Source organism: Microbacterium sp. GW821-FHT01D02, from assembly GCF_059422585.1.
In genome coordinates this window covers 595,243-612,317 of record NZ_JBWKXB010000001.1, presented here as the reverse complement: position 1 = coordinate 612,317, position 17,075 = coordinate 595,243, and the positions used below count along the sequence as shown (strand labels likewise).

The following is a 17,075-nucleotide window of genomic DNA, read 5'->3' as shown; positions in this document are numbered from 1 at the left end:
GTTCAGCGGGCGTCGCCGAAGGGGATCGCGTCCCCTTCGAGTCCGGCCGAGAGCGAGACGAGGTCGGCGAGTGCGCTGGTCATCAGCGCACGGTCGGCGTCGGCGAGCGGATGATGCCCGGCGAGCAGCGCCTGGATGTAGAGGAGCTGCACGGTGCGGGCGAAGACGGCGTCGTCCTGCACGCGCACCAGCGCGCGCACGACCCGGTTCGACCAGTTCAGGCACAGTCGGGCGCGCAGGTCGTCGTCGCGCGCGGAGGACAGCGTCTGGTCGATGCGGTCCAGCACGCCGCCCCACAGTGCGCCGGTGACGCCCTTGGTCCGCCCGCGGTCGATCGCCCGCAGCACCTCGGGGTCGGCCACGTAGAGCCCGGCGAGGTCGGGGCGGTCGATCGCGCGCACGACGACGGAGCACTCCGACGCGGCGAGCACGGCGCCGGCGCGGGTCTCCAGGGCGACGGCGGCATCGCGGTCGTCGAGCGGAGGCGGGTCGAGGCGGTCGAGCTCGCCCGTCACATCGACCTGCTCGACCGTGACGTGCGGGTAGAGGTCCGGCAGCATCCGCACCAGGTCGGCGTCGTAGAGGTAGCCGCCGTTGACGAGCACCTCGTCGGCGGGCGAGATCCCGGCGACCTGTCGGAACTCGTCCACGGTCTGCGCGTAGCGGACGTGCGGGTACCGCTCCACCAGGTCGCCGACCCGCAGGGTGCCGTGGGTGGTCTCGACGGTCAACCAGCGGGAGATGAACTGCGCGAGCTCCTCGTCGTGACGCACCAGCGACTTGAGGCCGACCTCGTGGACCGCGACGAACTGCGCGAGTCGGTGGGGCTCGCGGAGGCCCAGTTCGAGCACCCAGCGGCGGATGCCGGCGCCGAGCTGCTCGCGGACGCGCTCGAGTGCCGCATCCTCGACCAGCGACTCCCTGCTCGCGGTCGGCGCGAGGCCGGTGGAGTCGATCACGGCGCGGACGAAGAACGCCCAGTCCGGGAGGACATCGTCCACGCGCTCGGACAGCAGCATCCGCCCCAGGTACATGCGGGTGGCCTGGCGGGCGCCCGGGGGAGGGGCGAAGGGCAGCACGTAGGCGAGTCCGCGGGTGCCGGTGGCCGGCTCGTTGAGCTCGATGATGTCGAGCGGGCTCGCGCCGAGGAGGTCGCGGCCGTATCGGACCGCCGCCTCGGGATCCTGCGCGGCGTCGAGGAACGGGGCGTCCCTGGTGATGTCGATGTCGCCGCCGGGTGCGTCGAGCGTGACCCGCACCGGCAGGAACTCGCCGAACGTCGTCGCCAGCTCGTGCACGGCGGCCGGGCGCAGGAGCTCGTCGGCGTCGAAGCGCGGCACGAGGTGCACGCTGGTGCCGATCGGGAGCTCCTCCTCCAGCTCGGCCACCTGGAAGGTGCCGTCCGCGCTGCCGGTCCACTCGACCGAAGCGCCGCCGCGGGCACTCCGCGAGCGGATCACGATGGTGTCGGCGACCATGAAGCAGCTGAGCAGGCCGATGCCGAACTGCCCGAGGTAGTCGCTGCGGGGCAGGTCGAAGATGTCGCGTTTGGAGCTGCGGCCCACGGTCGCCAGCAGATCGGCGACCTCCGTGGCGGTGAGGCCAACGCCGTCGTCGCGCAGCACGAACTCGCCGTTCTCGGCGGTCAGCGGGGTGATCCGGATGCGTCCGCCTCCGCCGTCGACCTCGCGGCGGGCGGTGATCGCGTCCCGCGCGTTCTGCATGAGCTCGCGAAGGTACACCCGGGGGCTGGAGTAGATGTGCCTGCTGAGCAGATCGACGACACCGCGCAGATCCACCTGGAACTGCTGCACATCCGCGCTCACACGCGCCCCTTTCCCCCGACTTCCGCTCGCCGAGCCTAGCAACAACGCGGGTTCCGCTCCCGGTTCGGCGCCACCGGATCGATGCCGTATGCTTGTGGGGCAGTTGTTCTCTGCATTCTTTCGCCATGCCTGGGGCTCACGCCCCGCCGGATCGTGAAAGGGTGGAGAGGCACCCCGAGTCCTCCCGGACTCTAGGGCGGTAGCTCAATTGGCAGAGCAGCGGTCTCCAAAACCGCAGGTTGCAGGTTCGATTCCTGTCCGCCCTGCGCGTCAGCGCAACGCTGACACACGAAAGGTACATTCAGGATGGATCAGGACGAACCGCGCGGCGAGGTCGTCGCGGCCGGCGCCACCCGCGAGAAGAAGGGCAACCCCTTCTCCCGGTTCTTCGGGGGCATCGCCCTGTTCCTCCGCCAGGTCATCGCCGAGCTCCGCAAGGTCGTCACCCCGACTCGCAAGGAGCTGTTCAAGTTCACCCTGGTGGTGCTCGTCTTCGTTGTGATCGTCATGGGCATCGTCTACGGCTTGGACACGCTGTTCGCATTCGTGACGCACTGGGTGTTCGGAATCCCTGGCTGATGACGCCCGCGGCTCGTGCCGCAGCTATGGAGAAGAAGCAACGTGTCTGAACGATATTCCGACGACGCCGACTGGGCGACCGCCGCAGAGCAGTCCAGCGAGGAAGACGAAGCCCAGGAGGGCAACGTCCTCGCAGAGGAAGAGCTCTCGGCCACCTCGGCTGAGCACGTCGCTGTCCACGTCGAGGGCGAGGACGGCGAAGAGGACGACACGGATGACACCGACATCGACATCGACGACCCGGAGGCGGACGCGATCGTGAACGACGCTCTCAACCTGGACGAAGCGGCTGAGTCTGAGGCTGCCGCTGAGGTCCTCAACGAATCTGTGGCCGAGGAGGTCGCCGAGCTCGACGCGGCTGCGGCCGACGAGGTCACGCCCTACGACGGCCCCGACCTCGGTGCTGACGAGGAGCAGGGCGACGAGGAGTCCTCTGCGGACGACGAGGACGCCGAGGAGGACCCGTACGAGGCCTTCCGCCTGGACCTCCGCATGCTCCCGGGCAAGTGGTACGTCATCCACTCCTACGCCGGCTTCGAGCGCAAGGTGAAGGCCAACATCGAGCAGCGCAAGTCGACGCTCGAGGTCGAGGACGAGATCTACCAGGTCGAGGTCCCGATGGAAGACGTGGTCGAGATCAAGAACGGCCAGCGCAAGATGGTCACCCGCGTGCGCATCCCCGGCTACGTGCTGGTGCGCATGGAGCTCACGGAAGACACCTGGTCGGTCGTGCGTCACACCCCGGGTGTCACCGGCTTCGTGGGCAACGCCCACAACCCGACGCCGCTGCGCTTCGAAGAGGCCTTCAACATGCTGAAGTCCCTCGTCGAGGTCAAGGACGTCCCCACGGCCAAGAACATCGCGTCGAAGGGCGGCGTCGCCGTCGCTCGCCCGCTGCCGGCCGAGGTCGACTTCGAGGTCGGCGAGACCATCACGATCAAGGAGGGCTCGTTCGCGGGTCTTCCCGGTTCGATCAGCGAGATCAAGCCCGAGAGCGGCAAGCTCACGGTCCTCGTCTCCCTCTTCGAGCGCGAGACCCCGGTCGAGCTGTCGTTCGACCAGGTCACCAAGATGGTCTGACACCAGTCCTCACGAGAACGGCCGTCCCTTTCGGGGCGGCCGTTCTCGCGTCGGGGGGCGCCGTGACCGTCGCGTAGCCCGCGGCAACGAGTGCTCTCCTGATCGGGTAGACTTGTGTGGTTTGTGCGGCGCTTCGGCGTGCGCGGAGACGACCACGGTCCGGAACCGCCGGATCTGTGGGAGAAGCGGATGCCCCGGCATCCGATTCGATGAAAGGAAAGAGAATGGCACCGAAGAAGAAGGTGACCGGCCTGATCAAGCTTCAGATCAACGCCGGTGCAGCCAACCCGGCGCCGCCGATCGGCCCCGCGCTCGGTCAGCATGGCGTCAACATCATGGAGTTCTGCAAGGCGTACAACGCCGCGACCGAGTCGCAGCGCGGCAACGTCATCCCCGTCGAGATCACCGTCTACGAGGACCGCAGCTTCACGTTCGTTCTGAAGACCCCGCCCGCTGCGGAGCTCATCAAGAAGGCCGCCGGCGTCCCCAAGGGCTCCGCGACCCCGCACACCGTCAAGGTCGCGAAGATCACCAAGGACCAGGTCCGCCAGATCGCCGAGACCAAGCAGGCCGACCTGAACGCGAATGACATCGAGGCCGCCTCGAAGATCATCGCCGGCACCGCCCGTTCCATGGGCATCACGGTCGAGGGCTGAGGAGAATAATCATGGCTACCAAGTCCAAGGCTTACAAGGCTGCCGCCGAGAAGATCGAGGCAGACCGTTTCTACACCCCGACCGAGGCTGTCGCCCTCGCGAAGGAGACCGGCTCGTCGAAGTTCGACTCGACCGTCGAGGTCGCGCTGAAGCTCGCCGTCGACCCCCGCAAGGCAGACCAGATGGTGCGCGGCACCGTCATCCTGCCCCACGGCACCGGTAAGACCGCCCGCGTCATCGTGTTCGCCACCGGCCCCGCGGCCGAGGCAGCGATCGCCGCAGGCGCCGATGAGGTCGGCGGCGCCGAGCTCATCGAGAAGGTCGCCGGCGGCTGGACCGCGTTCGACGCGGCCGTCTCCACCCCGGAGCTCATGGGCCAGGTCGGTCGTCTCGGCAAGGTGCTCGGCCCGCGTGGTCTGATGCCGAACCCGAAGACCGGCACCGTGACCCCGAACCCGGCCAAGGCCGTCGAGGAGATCAAGGGCGGAAAGATCGAGTTCCGCGTCGACAAGCACGCCAACGTGCACTTCGTCGTCGGCAAGGCCTCCTTCACCGCCGAGCAGCTGAACGAGAACATCGGCGCAGCGCTCGAGGAGATCGTCCGCCTCAAGCCGTCGAGCGCCAAGGGCCGTTACATCCAGAAGGGTGCGGTGTCGACCACGTTCGGCCCCGGCATCCCGCTGGACGTCAACGCCATCTGAGTCTGACTCCCTGAAACGCCCCCGGGTCCGCCCGGGGGCGTTTCTGCGTCCTGCCCCGGACACCGCGAAACGCAACGTCATCGGATGCGGGGAACCGCCGCAGGCCACGTACTGTGAGGGAGTTCCCGCGGCGGTCGCGTAAACTCGCACCGCGCATCACACCCCAGGAGGGTCCATGTCCCGTCGTCTCATCGCCGTCACCGCACTCGTCATCGCCGCCGCGACGCTCACCGCCTGCAGCGGATCGAGCACTCCCGCGAGCACCTCGGGCGGCGGGGAGAGCTCCGCGAGCTCTGACTTCGGCCTGGTCAAGGACGGCACGCTCACGGTCGCGACCGAGGGCACCTACCGCCCCTTCAGCTTCCACGGCGACGGCGGATCCGGCGACCTCACGGGCTTCGACGTCGAGATCATCCAGGCCGTCGCCGACAAGCTCGGCCTCGAGGTCACCTTCCAGGAGACGCAGTGGGACGCGATCTTCGCCGGCCTCGACGCCGGGCGCTTCGACGTGATCGCGAACCAGGTCTCGATCAACGAGGACCGCGAGAAGAAGTACCTCTTCAGCGAGCCGTACACCGTCTCGCCCGGCGTGATCGTCGTGGCCGACGATGATGACTCGATCTCCTCCTTCGCCGACCTCGACGGCAAGACGACCGCGCAGTCCCTCACCAGCAACTGGAACGATCTCGCCAAGGAGTCCGGCGCGAAGGTCGAGGCCGTCGAAGGATGGGCGCAGGCCGTCGAGCTGCTGCGCCAGGGCCGTGTCGACGCGACCATCAACGACAAGCTGACCTTCCTCGACTACGAGAAGACCAACAGCCCGTCCGGGCTCAAGATCGCGGCGGAGACCGAGGACGCGGGCACGCAGGCCTTCGTGTTCACCAAGGACAAGAAGTCCCTCGTCGAGGCTGTCGACGGCGCGCTCGACGAGCTCCGTGCCGATGGGACCCTGGCCGAGATCAGCGACAAGTACTTCGGCGAAGACGTCACCAAGTAGTCGATGGAGAACCCCTGGCAGCTGTTCCTCGACTCGCTCGGGCCGATCGCCTGGGCGGGTCTGACGGCGACGGTGCCCCTCGCGCTGGCCTCCTTCGCGCTGGGGCTCCTCATCGCCGTCGGTATCGCCCTGATGCGGATCTCGGTGCATCCGGTCGTGTCCGGGTTCGCCCGGTTCTACATCTCCGTGATCCGGGGCACGCCGCTGCTCGTGCAGCTGTTCGTGATCTTCTACGGCATGCCGTCGATCGGGATCACGATCGACCCGTGGCCGAGCGCCATCATCGCGCTGTCGCTCAACGTGGGCGGCTACGGCGCCGAGGTCGTGCGGGCGGCGATCCTCTCGGTCCCGAAGGGCCAGTGGGAGGCCGCCTACACGGTCGGCATGAACCGCACCCGCACGCTCACGCGGATCATCCTCCCGCAGGCCGCACGGGTGTCGGTGCCGCCGCTGTCGAACACCTTCATCTCCCTCGTGAAGGACACGTCCCTCACCTCGCTGATCCTGGTCACGGAACTATTCAAGGTGGCCCAGCAGATCGCCTCGACCACGTACCAGTTCATGGTGCTCTACCTCGCGGCGGCGCTGGTCTACTGGGTCTTCTGCCTCCTGCTGTCCTTCGGGCAGAGCGCCCTCGAGAGGAGGCTCGACAGTCGTGTCGCAACCTGAGAACACCCCGCAGGCACTCCTCACCGCCCGGGGGCTGCGCAAGAGCTTCGGCGACAACGAGGTGCTCAGCGGCATCGATCTGACGCTGCATCGCGGCGAGGTCGTCGTGCTCGTCGGCCCCAGCGGCTCCGGCAAGACCACGGTCCTGCGCGCGCTCAACGGCCTCGAGACGCCGGATGCTGGGACGATCGTGGTCGCGGGAGGCCCCGACATCGACTTCGCCCCGGCCGCGAAGCCGAAGCCGCGCGTACAGAAGCAGCAGCGTCTGGCGTTGCGCGACCGTTCGGCGATGGTCTTCCAGCACCACAACCTGTTCCCGCACCTCACGGTGCTCGAGAACGTCATCGAGGGGCCGTGGCGCGTGCAGGGCCGCCCCAAGACCGAGGTGGTGGCCGAGGCGCTCGCTCTGCTCGACCGCGTGGGTCTCGCGGACAAGGCGGATGCGCGCCCGCATCAGCTCTCCGGAGGACAGCAGCAGCGCGTCGGCATCGTGCGCGCGCTCGCCCTCAAGCCCGATCTGCTGCTCTTCGACGAGCCGACGAGCGCGCTCGACCCCGAGCTGGTGGGGGAGGTGCTGCTCGTGATCAAGGAGCTCGCCGACGAGGGATGGACCATGGCGGTCGTGACGCACGAGTTGAGCTTCGCGCGCGAGGCCGCCGATCATGTGCTGTTCATGGACGGCGGCGTGGTCGTGGAGCAGGGGCCGCCGGTCGAGCTCTTCCGTGCGCCGCAGCACGAGCGCACGCAGCGCTTCCTCACCCGGATCATGCGCCCCCTCGACGGGGCCTGATCCTGCGGAGTCCTCGCCCTGCGCGCCGATCGGTGGCAGGATGCGGTCGTGGGAACCATCGACGACTACCTGACCGACCTCGCCGCCTCGGACCGCGAGGCGATCGATCGTGTGTACGCCGTCGCACGGCAGGAGGCGCCCGAGGCCGAGCAGGGCAAGGGGTACGGGATGCCCGCGCTGGTGTACGGCGGCAAGCCGCTGCTCTCGGTGATGCGCGCCAAGAAGCACATCGGGATCTATCCGTTCAGCCCGGATGCGGTGGCCGCTGTCGCCGGTTCCCTGGAGGGGCATCCGGGTGTCAGCGTGGACAAGGGGACCATCCGGTTCCAGCCCGAGAGTCCGATTCCCACGGGCGTGCTCGAGAGTCTCGTCCGGGCCCGGCTCGCCCAGATCGACGGCGCCTGAGTCCGGTCAGCCGCCGAGGACCGGCAGCACCAGGCTGATCGCGATCGAGATCATGATCACGGCGATCACGGCGTCGAGGATGCGCCACGAGCGCGGGGTGCGCAGCCAGCGGCCGAGGTAGCGGGCGCCGAAACCCAGTGCCGTGAACCACAGGAGGCTGGCGGCGATCGCCCCTCCGGCGAACAGCCAGCGCTGGTCGCCGTGGGTGGCCGCGATCGAGCCGAGCATTAGGACGGTGTCGAGGTACACGTGCGGGTTGAGCCAGGTGAGCGCGAGGGTCGTCAGCACCACGGGCGCCAGGCGGGTGCGGGTGAGCGTGGTGGCGTCTCCGGAGGCGGGTGACTCGGGCGCTCCGGGATCCGCGCCCTCCGCCGTGAGCTCCTCGCCCCCGCGCCAGGCACGACGCGCGGCGAGGATCCCGTAGCTGAGGAGGAACAGCGCGCCCGCCCAGCGGGCCACGACGACCAGCCAGGGGGCGGCGGACAGGACGAAGCCGAGTCCCGCGACACCCGCGGCGATGAGCGCCGCGTCGGAGAGCGCGCAGATGATCACGACGGCGAAGACGTGCTCGCGGCGGATCCCCTGACGCAGCACGAAGACGTTCTGCGCGCCGATCGCGACGATGAGGGAGAGGCCGAGTCCGAGGCCGGCGAGAACCGTGAGCATGTGTCCAGCCTAGGAAGGTCAAGGCATGAACAGAAGCGAAGATTCCTTTCGAACCATTAGCATCGCTTATGTGAGAATCGACCCCGAGCTCGCCGGGACCCTCGCCGCGATCGTCGACGAGGGGACGCTGGATGCCGCGTCCAAGCGGCTGCGGATCACCCCCTCCGCGGTCAGCCAGAGACTGAAGACGCTCGAGCAGCAGCTCGGTCGCATCCTCGTCGTGCGGACCAAGCCCGCGCGATTGACGGAGGCGGGAGAGGCCGTCGTCCGCCTGGCGCGGCAGATCGCCCTACTGGAGCACGACGCGCTCGTGGGCGTGGGGATCGACGAGGACGGTTCGGCCCGCCGCATCACCATCCCGCTCGCCGTGAACGCCGACTCGATGGCGACGTGGTTCCTGGCGCCCCTCGCCCGCCTCGCGGCCGACTACGACATCGATTTCGACCTGCACCGCGACGACCAGAACTTCACCGCGCGGCTGCTCGAGTCCGGCACGGTGATGGCTGCGGTGACCAGTGAGGAGTCGCCCGTCGCCGGGTGCTCGGTGTCGCCGCTCGGGGTGCTCGAGTACCGTGCGATGGCCGAGACGGCGTTCGCGGCGCGCTGGTTCCCGGACGGGGTGACGACGGCCGCGCTGACCGCCGCGCCGTTCGTCGACTTCGATCGCCGCGACACGCTGCAGCACGAATGGCTCCGCGCCATGTCGGTGCCGCACGAGGGCGTGCCGCGGCATTACGTACCGGCCTCCCACGACTATGCGCTGGCCGTCGGGCTCGGGCTCGGGTGGGGGATGGTGCCGCTGCTGCAGGAGTCGGCCGGGCTGGTCGCGCTCGGCGGACCGACGCTCCGCGTGCAGCTGTACTGGCAGCAGTGGAACCTGCGCTCGGACCTGCTCGACACGATCGCCGCGGAGGTGGCCGCCGAGGCGCGAGGCGTGCTCGGGGGTGCTCCGGTCAGTCGTCCGCGTGCATCCCCGGCGTCACGCCCGAAGCGAGGGCGTGCAGCAGCCGGGTGAGGTTGCCGATGTCGGTCAGGCTCCAATCCTCGAGCGTGCGCAGCAGCCGACCCTCCTGGGGGAGCCGCGCCTGGGCGAGCCGCTCCACACCCAGGGACGTCAGCTGCAGGAGGAACGAGCGCCCGTCGGACGGATCGGCGGATCGCTCGATCAGACCGAGGTCCTCGAGCTCGCGCACCATGCGGCTGACCTGGCCCTTGTCCATCAGCATCCGCTCCGACAGCGTCGACACCGTCACGCGCTCGCAGCGCGCGATCGTGGTGAAGATCTTGTAGGCGCCGGGCAGGAGACCGGGACTCACCCGATGGGCGTTCTCCATGATCACCCGCCGGAAGTGCGTGATCAGCTCGCCGAACTCCGCCTCGAGGGCGCGGACCGCTTCGGCCCGCGCCTCCGGGGTGTCCTCGGGGTGCTCAGCGTCGGGCATCGGAGCCCGCATCGCCGTGGTCGCCGTTCCGGTCGATCACGGTGACGGTGCCGGTGGTCGGTGCTCCGGACAGCGCGGTCGCATCGGCCACCGCGACGTCGGCCGCACCCTCCACCGTGCCGTCGACGGGCTTCTTCTTCGCAGCATCCGCCTGGGCCCGCTCCGTCGTCGTCATCGTGGTGAGCGGACGGTTCGGCAGGAACAGGATCGCGATGAGGCTGATCACCGCGAGCGGGATGCCGATCAGGAACGCGTGCGAGATGGCCTGTGCGTAGAAGTCCTCGATGATCGAGCGCACGGGCTCGGGGAGGAGACGGACCTCGGGCAGGGTGCCGCTGGAGAGCTGTGCGGCCACCTCGGCGCCCTTGTCGCCGAGCTGTGCGATCGCGGCGCCGATCCGCTCCTTGCCGTCGGTGAACAGGCTGGTGAGGCTGTTCGCGAGCACGGCTCCCATGACCGAGACGCCGATCGTGCCGCCGAGGCTGCGGAAGAACGTGACGCCGGAGCTGGCGACGCCCATCTCGCTGGGCTTCGCGACGTTCTGCACGATGAGGACGAGGTTCTGCATCGTCATGCCGACGCCGGCGCCCATCACGAACATGTAGATCGAGACGAGGACGAAGTTCGTGTCGTAGTGCAGCGTCGACAGCATGACGGAGCCGGCGATCAGCAGCACGGAGCCGAGGATCAGGTAGCCCTTCCACTTGCCGAAGCGGGTCACGAGCTGGCCGATCACCATCGACGAGATCAGGAGCCCTGCCATCATCGGCAGGGTCATCAGACCGGCCTCGGTCGGCGTGGCGCCGCGGGAGAGCTGCATGTACTGCGCGAGGTAGACCGAGGTGCCGAACATCGCGACGCCGATCGAGATCGACGCGAGCACCGACAGGGTGAACGTGCGACCGCGGAAGAGCGTGAGCGGGATGAGCGGCTCGCGCACCTTGAGCTCGACGACGATGAACGCTATGGCCGAGACGATCGCGCCTCCGACCATGAGCACGGTCTCGGTGCTCCACCAGTCGAAGGTCGATCCGGCGTTCGTGATCCAGATGAGGATCAGCGAGACGGCCGCCGAGAGCAGCACGATGCCGACGTAGTCGATGGAGACCTTGCGGGTGCGCGCGGTGCTGATGTGCAGCGTCTTCTGCAGGATGATCAGTGCGGCGACGGCGAAGGGGAGGGCGACGAAGAAGTTCCAGCGCCAGTTCGCGACGTCCGTGATCCATCCGCCGAGCAGCGGACCTCCCACGGTGGCGACGGCCATGACGGCGCCGAACAGGCCCATGTACCGACCGCGCTCACGCGGGCTGATGATGTCGGCCATGATGACCTGGCTGAGGGCGGCGAGTCCGCCACCGCCGATGCCCTGGATGGCGCGGAAGGCGATGAGGGTGTTGGTGTCCTGCGCGAAGCCGGCGGCGGCAGTCGCACCGACGAAGATGATGATCGCGATCTGGATCAGCAGCTTCCGGTTGAACAGGTCGGCGAGCTTGCCCCAGATCGGGGTCGAGATCGCGGTGGTGAGCAGCGTCGCGGTGATGACCCAGGTGTAGGCGGCCTGGTCGCCGCCGAGGTCGTGCACGATGACCGGCATCGAGGTGGAGACCACCGTGGTGGCGATCATCGAGACGAACATGCCGAGGAGGAGGCCGGTGAGGGCTTCGAGCACCTGGCGATGCGTCATCTTGACGGGAGAGTCCGTGGTCATTCGGGACCTTTCGCAGTCGGGAGGGGGATGCTGCGACAGCTCTGGCGCGCACGAGATGGTTGAACTGGGTCAACTATACGTCGATCGTTGATCTTCGTCAACCAATCCTCCGCGGGCTCTTCCGGCCTGCGCGGAATGAGCGACGGACGTGCGCGAAATCGCCTTGTTCTGCCTGAGGGGGTCGGTGAGGATGAGGCACAAGCGAGGATGCGGGGCCTCTGAGGGGCGGCCGTTCTCCGGCATCCCCGCGATCGCCTGATTCCTGAGGGGGACATCCCATGGCTACGAAAGACACGAATCGCAAGGTCCTCGCCGTCCTGGCCGGGGGGCTCGTCCTCGGGGTGGGGGCCGCCGTCGTCCTCGCCGCCTGGAACGACTCCGAGTTCGCGAACGGCACGTTCACCGCCGGCTCGTTCACCTTCACGGGTTCGACCGACGGCGCGACGTTCAGCGATCACGCCACCACGGGCGACGCCGCGTCGCTGACGTTCGAGCTCGATCCCACGAACCTGAGCCCCGGCGACGTGGTCTACGCGCCCTATGCGCTGCGGCTCGGCGGTACCTACGACGCCACGCTCGACTCCGTCGCTCCGATCGGTGCCGGCGACTTCGCCACCGCCGGGAAGCTGACCTACGACGTGGTGTCGACGGGGACCACGTTCGGCTGCGACGCCGCCGCCTTCGCGGCCGGTACCGCTGTGCCCACGACGATGACGACGGCTGCGGACGTCAACCTCTGCATCCGGGTGACCGCTGCGGCCGGCGCGGGAGGAATCGAGCAGGGCGACACGGGAACCGTCACATGGCAGTGGAACGCGACCTCGGTGCAGCCGTAGCTCTCCATCGTCGTCCGCGTCGAGGGACGCCGCGTCCGCGATCGTCACGCGCGTTCCGGCGTGTGCGGGCGCTGCTCGCGGGAGGACTGGTCCTCGGCGTCGGCGCGACGATGACGATCGCGGCATGGACCGACCAGGAACTCGCGACGAGCACGGTGAGCGCCGGCACCTTCTCGATCGTGTCGAGGTCGGATCAGGGTGCGTTCGCGTCGCACGGGCCGTCCGAGACGGTGCTGACGGTCCCGCTCGATGCCGCCGGGCTGTATCCGGGCGTGAAGAAGGCCGCCTACGTGCAGGTGCAGGCGTCCGGCACGCTCGGCGGCACGGTCAACCTCACCGCCGTCACGGTGACGAACAACGCCGGGGGTGCGCCGACCGGTGCGGACCTCGCGCTGCAGAACGCGATCAAGGTCAACATCGCCGTCGTCGCGGGCCCGGCGAACTGCACGACCGGCGCGACCGCCGCCGCGGCGCTGACCGCGGTCCCCGCTCTGCCGGCGCAGACGCTCACGGTGAGCCCGCTGAACACCATCACGTACTGCATCGTGCTCGAGCTGCCCGCCGATGCGACCGGGACGGCACAGGGCGGCACGGTGAAGCCGACCTGGACGTTCACCGGAAGCACGAGCTGAGCGACGCCATGGTCACCATCGCACGCGGCGCTCGTGCCGTCGGACGCGGGATGCGCGAGGTGCTGCTCACCCTCGCCGCGCTGGGCGGTGTCGTCTGCATCGTGCTCGTGTTCCTGGCCTTCACGGGCGGATACTCGCTGATCATGTTCAAGACCGGATCGATGAGCCCGACCATCCCGGCGGGGTCCGTGGCGCTGGTGCAGAAGATCCCCGCCGCCGAGATCGCGATCGGCGACGTGGTGACGGTCGATCGGGACGATGCGTTGCCGATCACGCACCGCGTCCTGAGCGTGCAGCCGGCGGGAGCCGAGGGCACGCGGACGATCACGATGAAGGGTGATGCGAACGACGTGGAGGATCCGGCGCCCTACACGGTCGCCGACGTCAGGATCGTCCGCGGCTCGGTGCCGGGTCTCGCCTCGGTGATCGTGTGGTTCGGGAGCCCCTGGGTGCTCGGCGGCGTCACGATCGGAGCCTCTCTCCTGGTCGTCTGGGCGTTCTGGCCGCGGAGGGAGCGTCGCCCGGCAGAGGTGCCTGCCGCCGCGGCGGAGGAGCTCGTGGTGTCGGGCGGCCTGCGAAGGGACCGTCGACCATGAGGCGCCGAGCGATCGGGGTGGCGGTCGTCGTCCTCGTGATGCTCGGCTCCGCGGTTCCGGCCTGGGCTGCTCCCACGACGGAGGTCATCCAGGGGCGCGTCCTGCGCCTGGTGTCGGTCGCCGACTGGGACGCCGCCGGGGCGCTGCTCCCCGGGCAGCAGGTGCGATGGGACGTCACCGTGAGTGCACGTGCGCCGGACCCGGGGCGGGTGACGATCGCGCTGAGTGCGACCGGCGGCGCGGGCCTCGTCCTCGACGTGTCGATGTGCCGGAGGGCATGGGAGGGGAGCGGATGTCCGGGCGGAGCCGTGAACCTGCGTTCGGCGTGGGAGATCCCGCGCGACGGGGCGGAGGTCCGACTCGTCGATGTGGCCGACAGCGAGGTCGCGAACGTCCGGCTCACCATCGGCCTGGCCGACGGCGCGGAGGTCGGCTCCACGAGCATCCGCCTCCACGCCAGCGGGCAGGGCGAGACGGTGGCGGTGGGACCCGACGGCGGACTGGCGACGACCGGGCTGACGCCGCAGCTTCCCTGGGTCCTCGCGGGCGGAGGGGTGCTGGTCGTGACCGGTCTGCTGCTCGTGGCTCGCCGACGGCGACGGGGCCGGTCCGACGCCCTCGGCCACGAACCGGGAGGCGCCCGGTGAGCCGCGTGCGACGCGGTCGGGTCGCCGCCGCCGTGCTCGGGATCTCGGTGCTCGCGCTCGTCGGGCTGATGCCGCCGGTTCCCTCGACCGAGGCGGCATGGACGGATGCCGAGCGGGCCACGGCGACGGGGACCTCGATCAACGTTCCCGAGCCCATCAGCTCCGGGAGCCCGGGATGCGTGGCGAGCAGCGGACTCCTCGGAGCGAACCCCCAGGTCTCGATCTCGTGGCGGGCGCCCGCCACCGCGACGGGCTACGACCTCACCAAGGCGGAGTTCGGCCAGATCGTGAACCAGGGGCTGCTCGAGCCCATCCTCAGCAACCTGCTCGGCAACGTGAAGACCACGGGGAACGCGGCGGCCTACGTGACGGTGATCGACGGAGGCCTGCTCACCGGCCTCCTCGGGGCGTCGAAGACCTTCGGCATCCGGTTCATCGGTCCCGGCGGATGGCGGTCGGACTGGCTCGTCGCGAATGCCACGATGGGGCTGCTCGGAGCGAATCCGCAGTGCTCCATGTCGACGGCCCCCAGCTACTAGGGGCGGCGTCGCTCAGTCCGCGAGGGCCAGCGCCCGGAAGGCGTCGCGCTCGCGCAGCTGCTCACGGCGGCTGGTCGCCGCGTCCATCGCGCGCGTCGGAACCTGCTGGCCGGTCGTGCGGCGGTAGAGCTCGTCGATCAGGTCGGTGGCGAGGCTGACGAGTTTCGCGATCTCGCGGTCGTCGCGGTCGATCCACACGCAGCGCGGCTCGTCGTGGATCGGGGCGAAGTCGACGTGCTCCTCCCACACGAACAGCGTGCGCTCGGCGCCGAGCACGTGCTGCTGCCACCACACCTGACGGAGGTAGGTGCGCGGGATGCCGCGGAAGGCCTTGTTCGTGGTCTTGATCTCGGCGAGCTTCACGCGCCCGTCGGCGTCGACCGCGATGCCGTCGGGCGTGGCGAGGTGACGGTGCTCGACCTCGGCGCGGAAGAGCGCGGACGACGGCAGGATGCCGTGGGTCGCGGCGACCCAGGCGGCGATCTCGGGCTCGCGACGTCGTCCGTGATCCGTGTAGGCGTTGCCGCCGAAGCGTGGTCCGCCGCCGAGCTTCGAGTCGGCCGCGCGGGCGATCGACTTCTCGGAGGTGAGCCCGGCGACGTCGGTGGCCGTGATGCCCCGGGACCGTGCCCGCATCCACGCCACGCGGTCGCGAGAGTCCGCGACGATGCGTGCGGCGAGTTCCGGTGTCACCCTTCGACCCTAACCCCGCCCGCCGACCCCGCCGCCCCGTACACGCCGCCTCCGCCCCGCATCCCCCGCCCTCCGCCCTCCCTCCCTCCGCCCCCCGCCCCCCTCCGCCGCCGAGTGCACGGGTTCTCGCCGAGTGCACGGCTTCTGTGCGCCGATGAGCCGTGCGCTCGGCGAGTTGTCGTGCTCTCGGCCGTCGGGGCACTGTTCCTGCACGGGAGCGCGGGTGCGGGGAAGTTGAGAGAGGGGTGGGGGAGAAAGGGGGAAGGAGGGGAGGGGGAGAGGTGGGGGAGAGGAACGATGGGGCATGCCGACCACCGCACCCGTCCTCGCTCAGCTCGTCCGGTCACGGACCGACCTTCTCCAGAACGGGTGGACCGATCGCCGGATCACCGCTTCCGTGCGGGACGGCTCGCTCTTCGCCTTCCGCCGCGGGTGGTTCATGGCGGCGGCGGATCGGAACAGGCTGTGGCCGGAGCAGAAGCACCACGCGCACGTCATCGCGGTGGCGCGCGACGCACGGGGGCCCGCCGTCATGTCCCACTCGTCCGCTGCGGTGCTCTGGGGTCTGCCCCTCTACGCGATGCGGCTCGTCCGGGTGCACATGACGACGGCGACGCCGAGGCGCATCTCGAGCGCACCGGATGTGTTCCGTCATGTCGCTCCGCTTCCGGCGGCCGATGTGGCGGTGCGCGGGGGCATCCGGTGCACGTCCCTGGCGCGCACGGTGTTCGACCTCATCCGCACGCTTCCCCTCACCACGGCGGTGGCGGTGGCGGATGCGGCCGAACGGCAGATGGCGGATCGGCAGTGGGAGTGGGATCTGGATGCCGTCGTCGCCTGGCGCCGAGGCCTCGGGCAGAGGCTGAGCGAGGCCGGGGGCGCGCGGGGGATCCGGCAGGCGCGGTGGGTCGCGGATTTCGCCGACGGACGTGCGCAGCTTCCCGGCGAGAGCGTGAGCCGGCTGCATCTGCGCAGACTCGGGTTCGCCGATCCCGAGCTCCAGGTTCCGGTGGGCGGGCCGGACGGCACCGTGTACTTCGTCGACTTCGGGCTCGCCGACGTCCGGAGCTTCGGCGAATTCGACGGCAAGACGAAGTACCTCGACGAGGCCCAACGGTCGGAACGCACCCTCGAGCAGGTCCTGCTGGAGGAGAAGCAGCGGGAGGACTGGATCCGTGGTCGCACGCGATGGGGGTTCGCGCGGTGGGGCTCCGAACACATCAGCACTCCCGCAGCCCTCGCCGCCCGCCTGTCCGCCTTCCACATCACCCCACCCTGACCCCCCTCTCTCCTGTTCCCCGCCTCCGCACCCCCCACCCCGGCCGCGCGCCGAGTGCACGCGAACTCGCCGAGCGAACGGCTCCTTCGCGCCGATACCCCGTGCACTCGGCGACAACCCGTGCACTCGGCGGCGGGCGCGGGCGCGGGGGCGGGCGGGGGAGCGGGGATTTGGGGGACGGGGGCGGGTGGGGTAGAGTTGTGGCAACCGAAGACCGCTGGTCATCGTCGTGTGCGCAAGCACGCAGCGATCGAAGCTCTGCATCGCAGGGGCCCGCGCAGGACACGAACTTTCAAAGCTCCGTGCGCTTGCGCCGGAGCTTTTCTCTTTGCAG

Annotated in this window: 20 protein-coding genes and 1 tRNA gene; 16 read left to right on the top strand and 5 right to left on the bottom strand. The window is 69.5% G+C overall.

The genetic code is table 11. The features are described 5' to 3' along the window. Positions 1–2: 2 nt before the first annotated feature. The gene (locus AC07VM_RS02980) at positions 3–1,826 is read right to left on the bottom strand and encodes an HSP90 family protein (protein ID WP_494909932.1); all 1,824 of its coding nucleotides are present in this window, start codon (positions 1,824–1,826) and stop codon (positions 3–5) included. 193 nt (positions 1,827–2,019) lie between these two features. Between AC07VM_RS02980 and AC07VM_RS02975 the strand changes: the two genes are divergently transcribed. The 9 genes from AC07VM_RS02975 to AC07VM_RS02935 all read left to right on the top strand — a co-directional run bounded on the left by AC07VM_RS02975 (position 2,020) and on the right by AC07VM_RS02935 (position 7,703). Further along, positions 2,020–2,092, top strand: a tRNA-Trp gene (locus AC07VM_RS02975). A gap of 40 nt (positions 2,093–2,132) precedes the next feature. Beyond that, positions 2,133–2,405, top strand: a complete 273-nt coding sequence (gene secE, locus AC07VM_RS02970; RefSeq protein WP_267415619.1) for a preprotein translocase subunit SecE — start codon at positions 2,133–2,135, stop codon at positions 2,403–2,405. A gap of 42 nt (positions 2,406–2,447) precedes the next feature. After that, positions 2,448–3,485 carry a transcription termination/antitermination protein NusG gene (gene nusG, locus AC07VM_RS02965; RefSeq protein ID WP_267415618.1) on the top strand — a complete coding sequence of 346 codons (1,038 nt, stop codon included), beginning with the start codon at positions 2,448–2,450 and terminating at the stop codon, positions 3,483–3,485. 224 nt (positions 3,486–3,709) lie between these two features. Further along, on the top strand, positions 3,710–4,141 hold the full coding sequence (gene rplK / locus AC07VM_RS02960) for a 50S ribosomal protein L11 (protein WP_091027467.1): 432 nt from the start codon (positions 3,710–3,712) through the stop codon (positions 4,139–4,141). 11 nt (positions 4,142–4,152) lie between these two features. Continuing rightward, a complete protein-coding gene (rplA, locus tag AC07VM_RS02955; protein ID WP_267415616.1) occupies positions 4,153–4,842 on the top strand; it encodes a 50S ribosomal protein L1 in 690 nt (229 codons plus the stop codon). A gap of 175 nt (positions 4,843–5,017) precedes the next feature. Next, on the top strand, positions 5,018–5,839 hold the full coding sequence (locus tag AC07VM_RS02950; protein ID WP_494909931.1) for an amino acid ABC transporter substrate-binding protein: 822 nt from the start codon (positions 5,018–5,020) through the stop codon (positions 5,837–5,839). A gap of 3 nt (positions 5,840–5,842) precedes the next feature. Beyond that, positions 5,843–6,508, top strand: coding sequence for an amino acid ABC transporter permease (locus AC07VM_RS02945; RefSeq protein ID WP_267415614.1), 666 nt, complete (start codon positions 5,843–5,845; stop codon positions 6,506–6,508). After that, on the top strand, positions 6,495–7,298 hold the full coding sequence (locus tag AC07VM_RS02940; protein WP_494909930.1) for an amino acid ABC transporter ATP-binding protein: 804 nt from the start codon (positions 6,495–6,497) through the stop codon (positions 7,296–7,298). Before AC07VM_RS02945 ends, AC07VM_RS02940 begins: the two co-directional genes overlap by 14 nt. Before the next feature lie 48 nt (positions 7,299–7,346). Then, positions 7,347–7,703, top strand: coding sequence for an iron chaperone (locus AC07VM_RS02935; RefSeq protein WP_494909929.1), 357 nt, complete (start codon positions 7,347–7,349; stop codon positions 7,701–7,703). A 6-nt stretch (positions 7,704–7,709) separates the two neighbouring features. On the opposite strand, the gene lysE is transcribed toward AC07VM_RS02935, so the two are convergent. Then, positions 7,710–8,369 (bottom strand): L-lysine exporter, encoded by a 660-nt coding sequence (gene lysE, locus AC07VM_RS02930; RefSeq protein ID WP_494909928.1) that lies wholly within the window; start codon positions 8,367–8,369, stop codon positions 7,710–7,712. A 70-nt stretch (positions 8,370–8,439) separates the two neighbouring features. Here lysE and AC07VM_RS02925 point away from each other — a divergent pair, with 70 nt between their 5' ends. After that, complete coding sequence (locus tag AC07VM_RS02925; protein WP_494909927.1) at positions 8,440–9,384, top strand: LysR family transcriptional regulator ArgP; 945 nt, start codon at positions 8,440–8,442, stop codon at positions 9,382–9,384. On the opposite strand, the gene AC07VM_RS02920 is transcribed toward AC07VM_RS02925, so the two are convergent. Both AC07VM_RS02920 and AC07VM_RS02915 read right to left on the bottom strand, forming a co-directional pair. Beyond that, on the bottom strand, positions 9,323–9,811 hold the full coding sequence (locus AC07VM_RS02920; protein WP_494909926.1) for a MarR family winged helix-turn-helix transcriptional regulator: 489 nt from the start codon (positions 9,809–9,811) through the stop codon (positions 9,323–9,325). The genes AC07VM_RS02925 and AC07VM_RS02920 overlap by 62 nt on opposite strands. Continuing rightward, positions 9,798–11,519: an MDR family MFS transporter gene (locus AC07VM_RS02915; RefSeq protein ID WP_494909925.1), complete on the bottom strand. Its 1,722-nt coding sequence runs from the start codon at positions 11,517–11,519 to the stop codon at positions 9,798–9,800. Before AC07VM_RS02915 ends, AC07VM_RS02920 begins: the two co-directional genes overlap by 14 nt. Before the next feature lie 278 nt (positions 11,520–11,797). Here AC07VM_RS02915 and AC07VM_RS02910 point away from each other — a divergent pair, with 278 nt between their 5' ends. Genes AC07VM_RS02910 through AC07VM_RS02890 form a run of 5 tightly spaced genes read left to right on the top strand, consistent with a single transcriptional unit; the run spans position 11,798 to position 14,769 of the window. Next, positions 11,798–12,355: a SipW-dependent-type signal peptide-containing protein gene (locus tag AC07VM_RS02910; RefSeq protein WP_494909924.1), complete on the top strand. Its 558-nt coding sequence runs from the start codon at positions 11,798–11,800 to the stop codon at positions 12,353–12,355. After that, positions 12,322–12,987 carry a SipW-dependent-type signal peptide-containing protein gene (locus tag AC07VM_RS02905; RefSeq protein WP_494909923.1) on the top strand — a complete coding sequence of 222 codons (666 nt, stop codon included), beginning with the start codon at positions 12,322–12,324 and terminating at the stop codon, positions 12,985–12,987. Before AC07VM_RS02910 ends, AC07VM_RS02905 begins: the two co-directional genes overlap by 34 nt. 8 nt (positions 12,988–12,995) lie before the next feature. Continuing rightward, positions 12,996–13,583, top strand: coding sequence for a signal peptidase I (locus AC07VM_RS02900; protein ID WP_494909922.1), 588 nt, complete (start codon positions 12,996–12,998; stop codon positions 13,581–13,583). Continuing rightward, on the top strand, positions 13,580–14,230 hold the full coding sequence (locus AC07VM_RS02895) for a hypothetical protein (protein WP_494909921.1): 651 nt from the start codon (positions 13,580–13,582) through the stop codon (positions 14,228–14,230). The genes AC07VM_RS02900 and AC07VM_RS02895 overlap by 4 nt, the downstream gene beginning before the upstream one ends. After that, on the top strand, positions 14,227–14,769 hold the full coding sequence (locus AC07VM_RS02890; RefSeq protein WP_494909920.1) for a hypothetical protein: 543 nt from the start codon (positions 14,227–14,229) through the stop codon (positions 14,767–14,769). The genes AC07VM_RS02895 and AC07VM_RS02890 overlap by 4 nt, the downstream gene beginning before the upstream one ends. 12 nt (positions 14,770–14,781) lie before the next feature. Here the strand turns inward: AC07VM_RS02890 and AC07VM_RS02885 are convergent, their stop codons facing one another. Then, complete coding sequence (locus tag AC07VM_RS02885; RefSeq protein WP_494909919.1) at positions 14,782–15,462, bottom strand: YqaJ viral recombinase family protein; 681 nt, start codon at positions 15,460–15,462, stop codon at positions 14,782–14,784. 304 nt (positions 15,463–15,766) lie between these two features. Between AC07VM_RS02885 and AC07VM_RS02880 the strand changes: the two genes are divergently transcribed. Beyond that, entirely contained in the window at positions 15,767–16,741 is a 975-nt protein-coding gene (locus tag AC07VM_RS02880; protein ID WP_494909918.1) for a hypothetical protein, read from the top strand. Positions 16,742–17,075 lie beyond the last annotated feature (334 nt).

What these genes read in the sequence shown, in the direction of transcription:
- AC07VM_RS02905 (WP_494909923.1), top strand. Translation starts at nt 12,322, where the DNA reads ATGGCAGTGGAACGCGACCTCGGTGCAGCCGTAGCTCTCCATCGTCGT.
- rplA (WP_267415616.1), top strand. Translation starts at nt 4,153, where the DNA reads ATGGCTACCAAGTCCAAGGCTTACAAGGCTGCCGCCGAGAAGATCGAG.
- AC07VM_RS02900 (WP_494909922.1), top strand. Translation starts at nt 12,996, where the DNA reads ATGGTCACCATCGCACGCGGCGCTCGTGCCGTCGGACGCGGGATGCGC.
- AC07VM_RS02950 (WP_494909931.1), top strand. Translation starts at nt 5,018, where the DNA reads ATGTCCCGTCGTCTCATCGCCGTCACCGCACTCGTCATCGCCGCCGCG.
- AC07VM_RS02920 (WP_494909926.1), bottom strand. Translation starts at nt 9,811, where the DNA reads ATGCCCGACGCTGAGCACCCCGAGGACACCCCGGAGGCGCGGGCCGAA.
- rplK (WP_091027467.1), top strand. Translation starts at nt 3,710, where the DNA reads ATGGCACCGAAGAAGAAGGTGACCGGCCTGATCAAGCTTCAGATCAAC.
- lysE (WP_494909928.1), bottom strand. Translation starts at nt 8,369, where the DNA reads ATGCTCACGGTTCTCGCCGGCCTCGGACTCGGCCTCTCCCTCATCGTC.
- AC07VM_RS02915 (WP_494909925.1), bottom strand. Translation starts at nt 11,519, where the DNA reads ATGACCACGGACTCTCCCGTCAAGATGACGCATCGCCAGGTGCTCGAA.
- AC07VM_RS02880 (WP_494909918.1), top strand. Translation starts at nt 15,767, where the DNA reads ATGCCGACCACCGCACCCGTCCTCGCTCAGCTCGTCCGGTCACGGACC.
- secE (WP_267415619.1), top strand. Translation starts at nt 2,133, where the DNA reads ATGGATCAGGACGAACCGCGCGGCGAGGTCGTCGCGGCCGGCGCCACC.
- AC07VM_RS02945 (WP_267415614.1), top strand. Translation starts at nt 5,843, where the DNA reads ATGGAGAACCCCTGGCAGCTGTTCCTCGACTCGCTCGGGCCGATCGCC.
- AC07VM_RS02895 (WP_494909921.1), top strand. Translation starts at nt 13,580, where the DNA reads ATGAGGCGCCGAGCGATCGGGGTGGCGGTCGTCGTCCTCGTGATGCTC.
- AC07VM_RS02910 (WP_494909924.1), top strand. Translation starts at nt 11,798, where the DNA reads ATGGCTACGAAAGACACGAATCGCAAGGTCCTCGCCGTCCTGGCCGGG.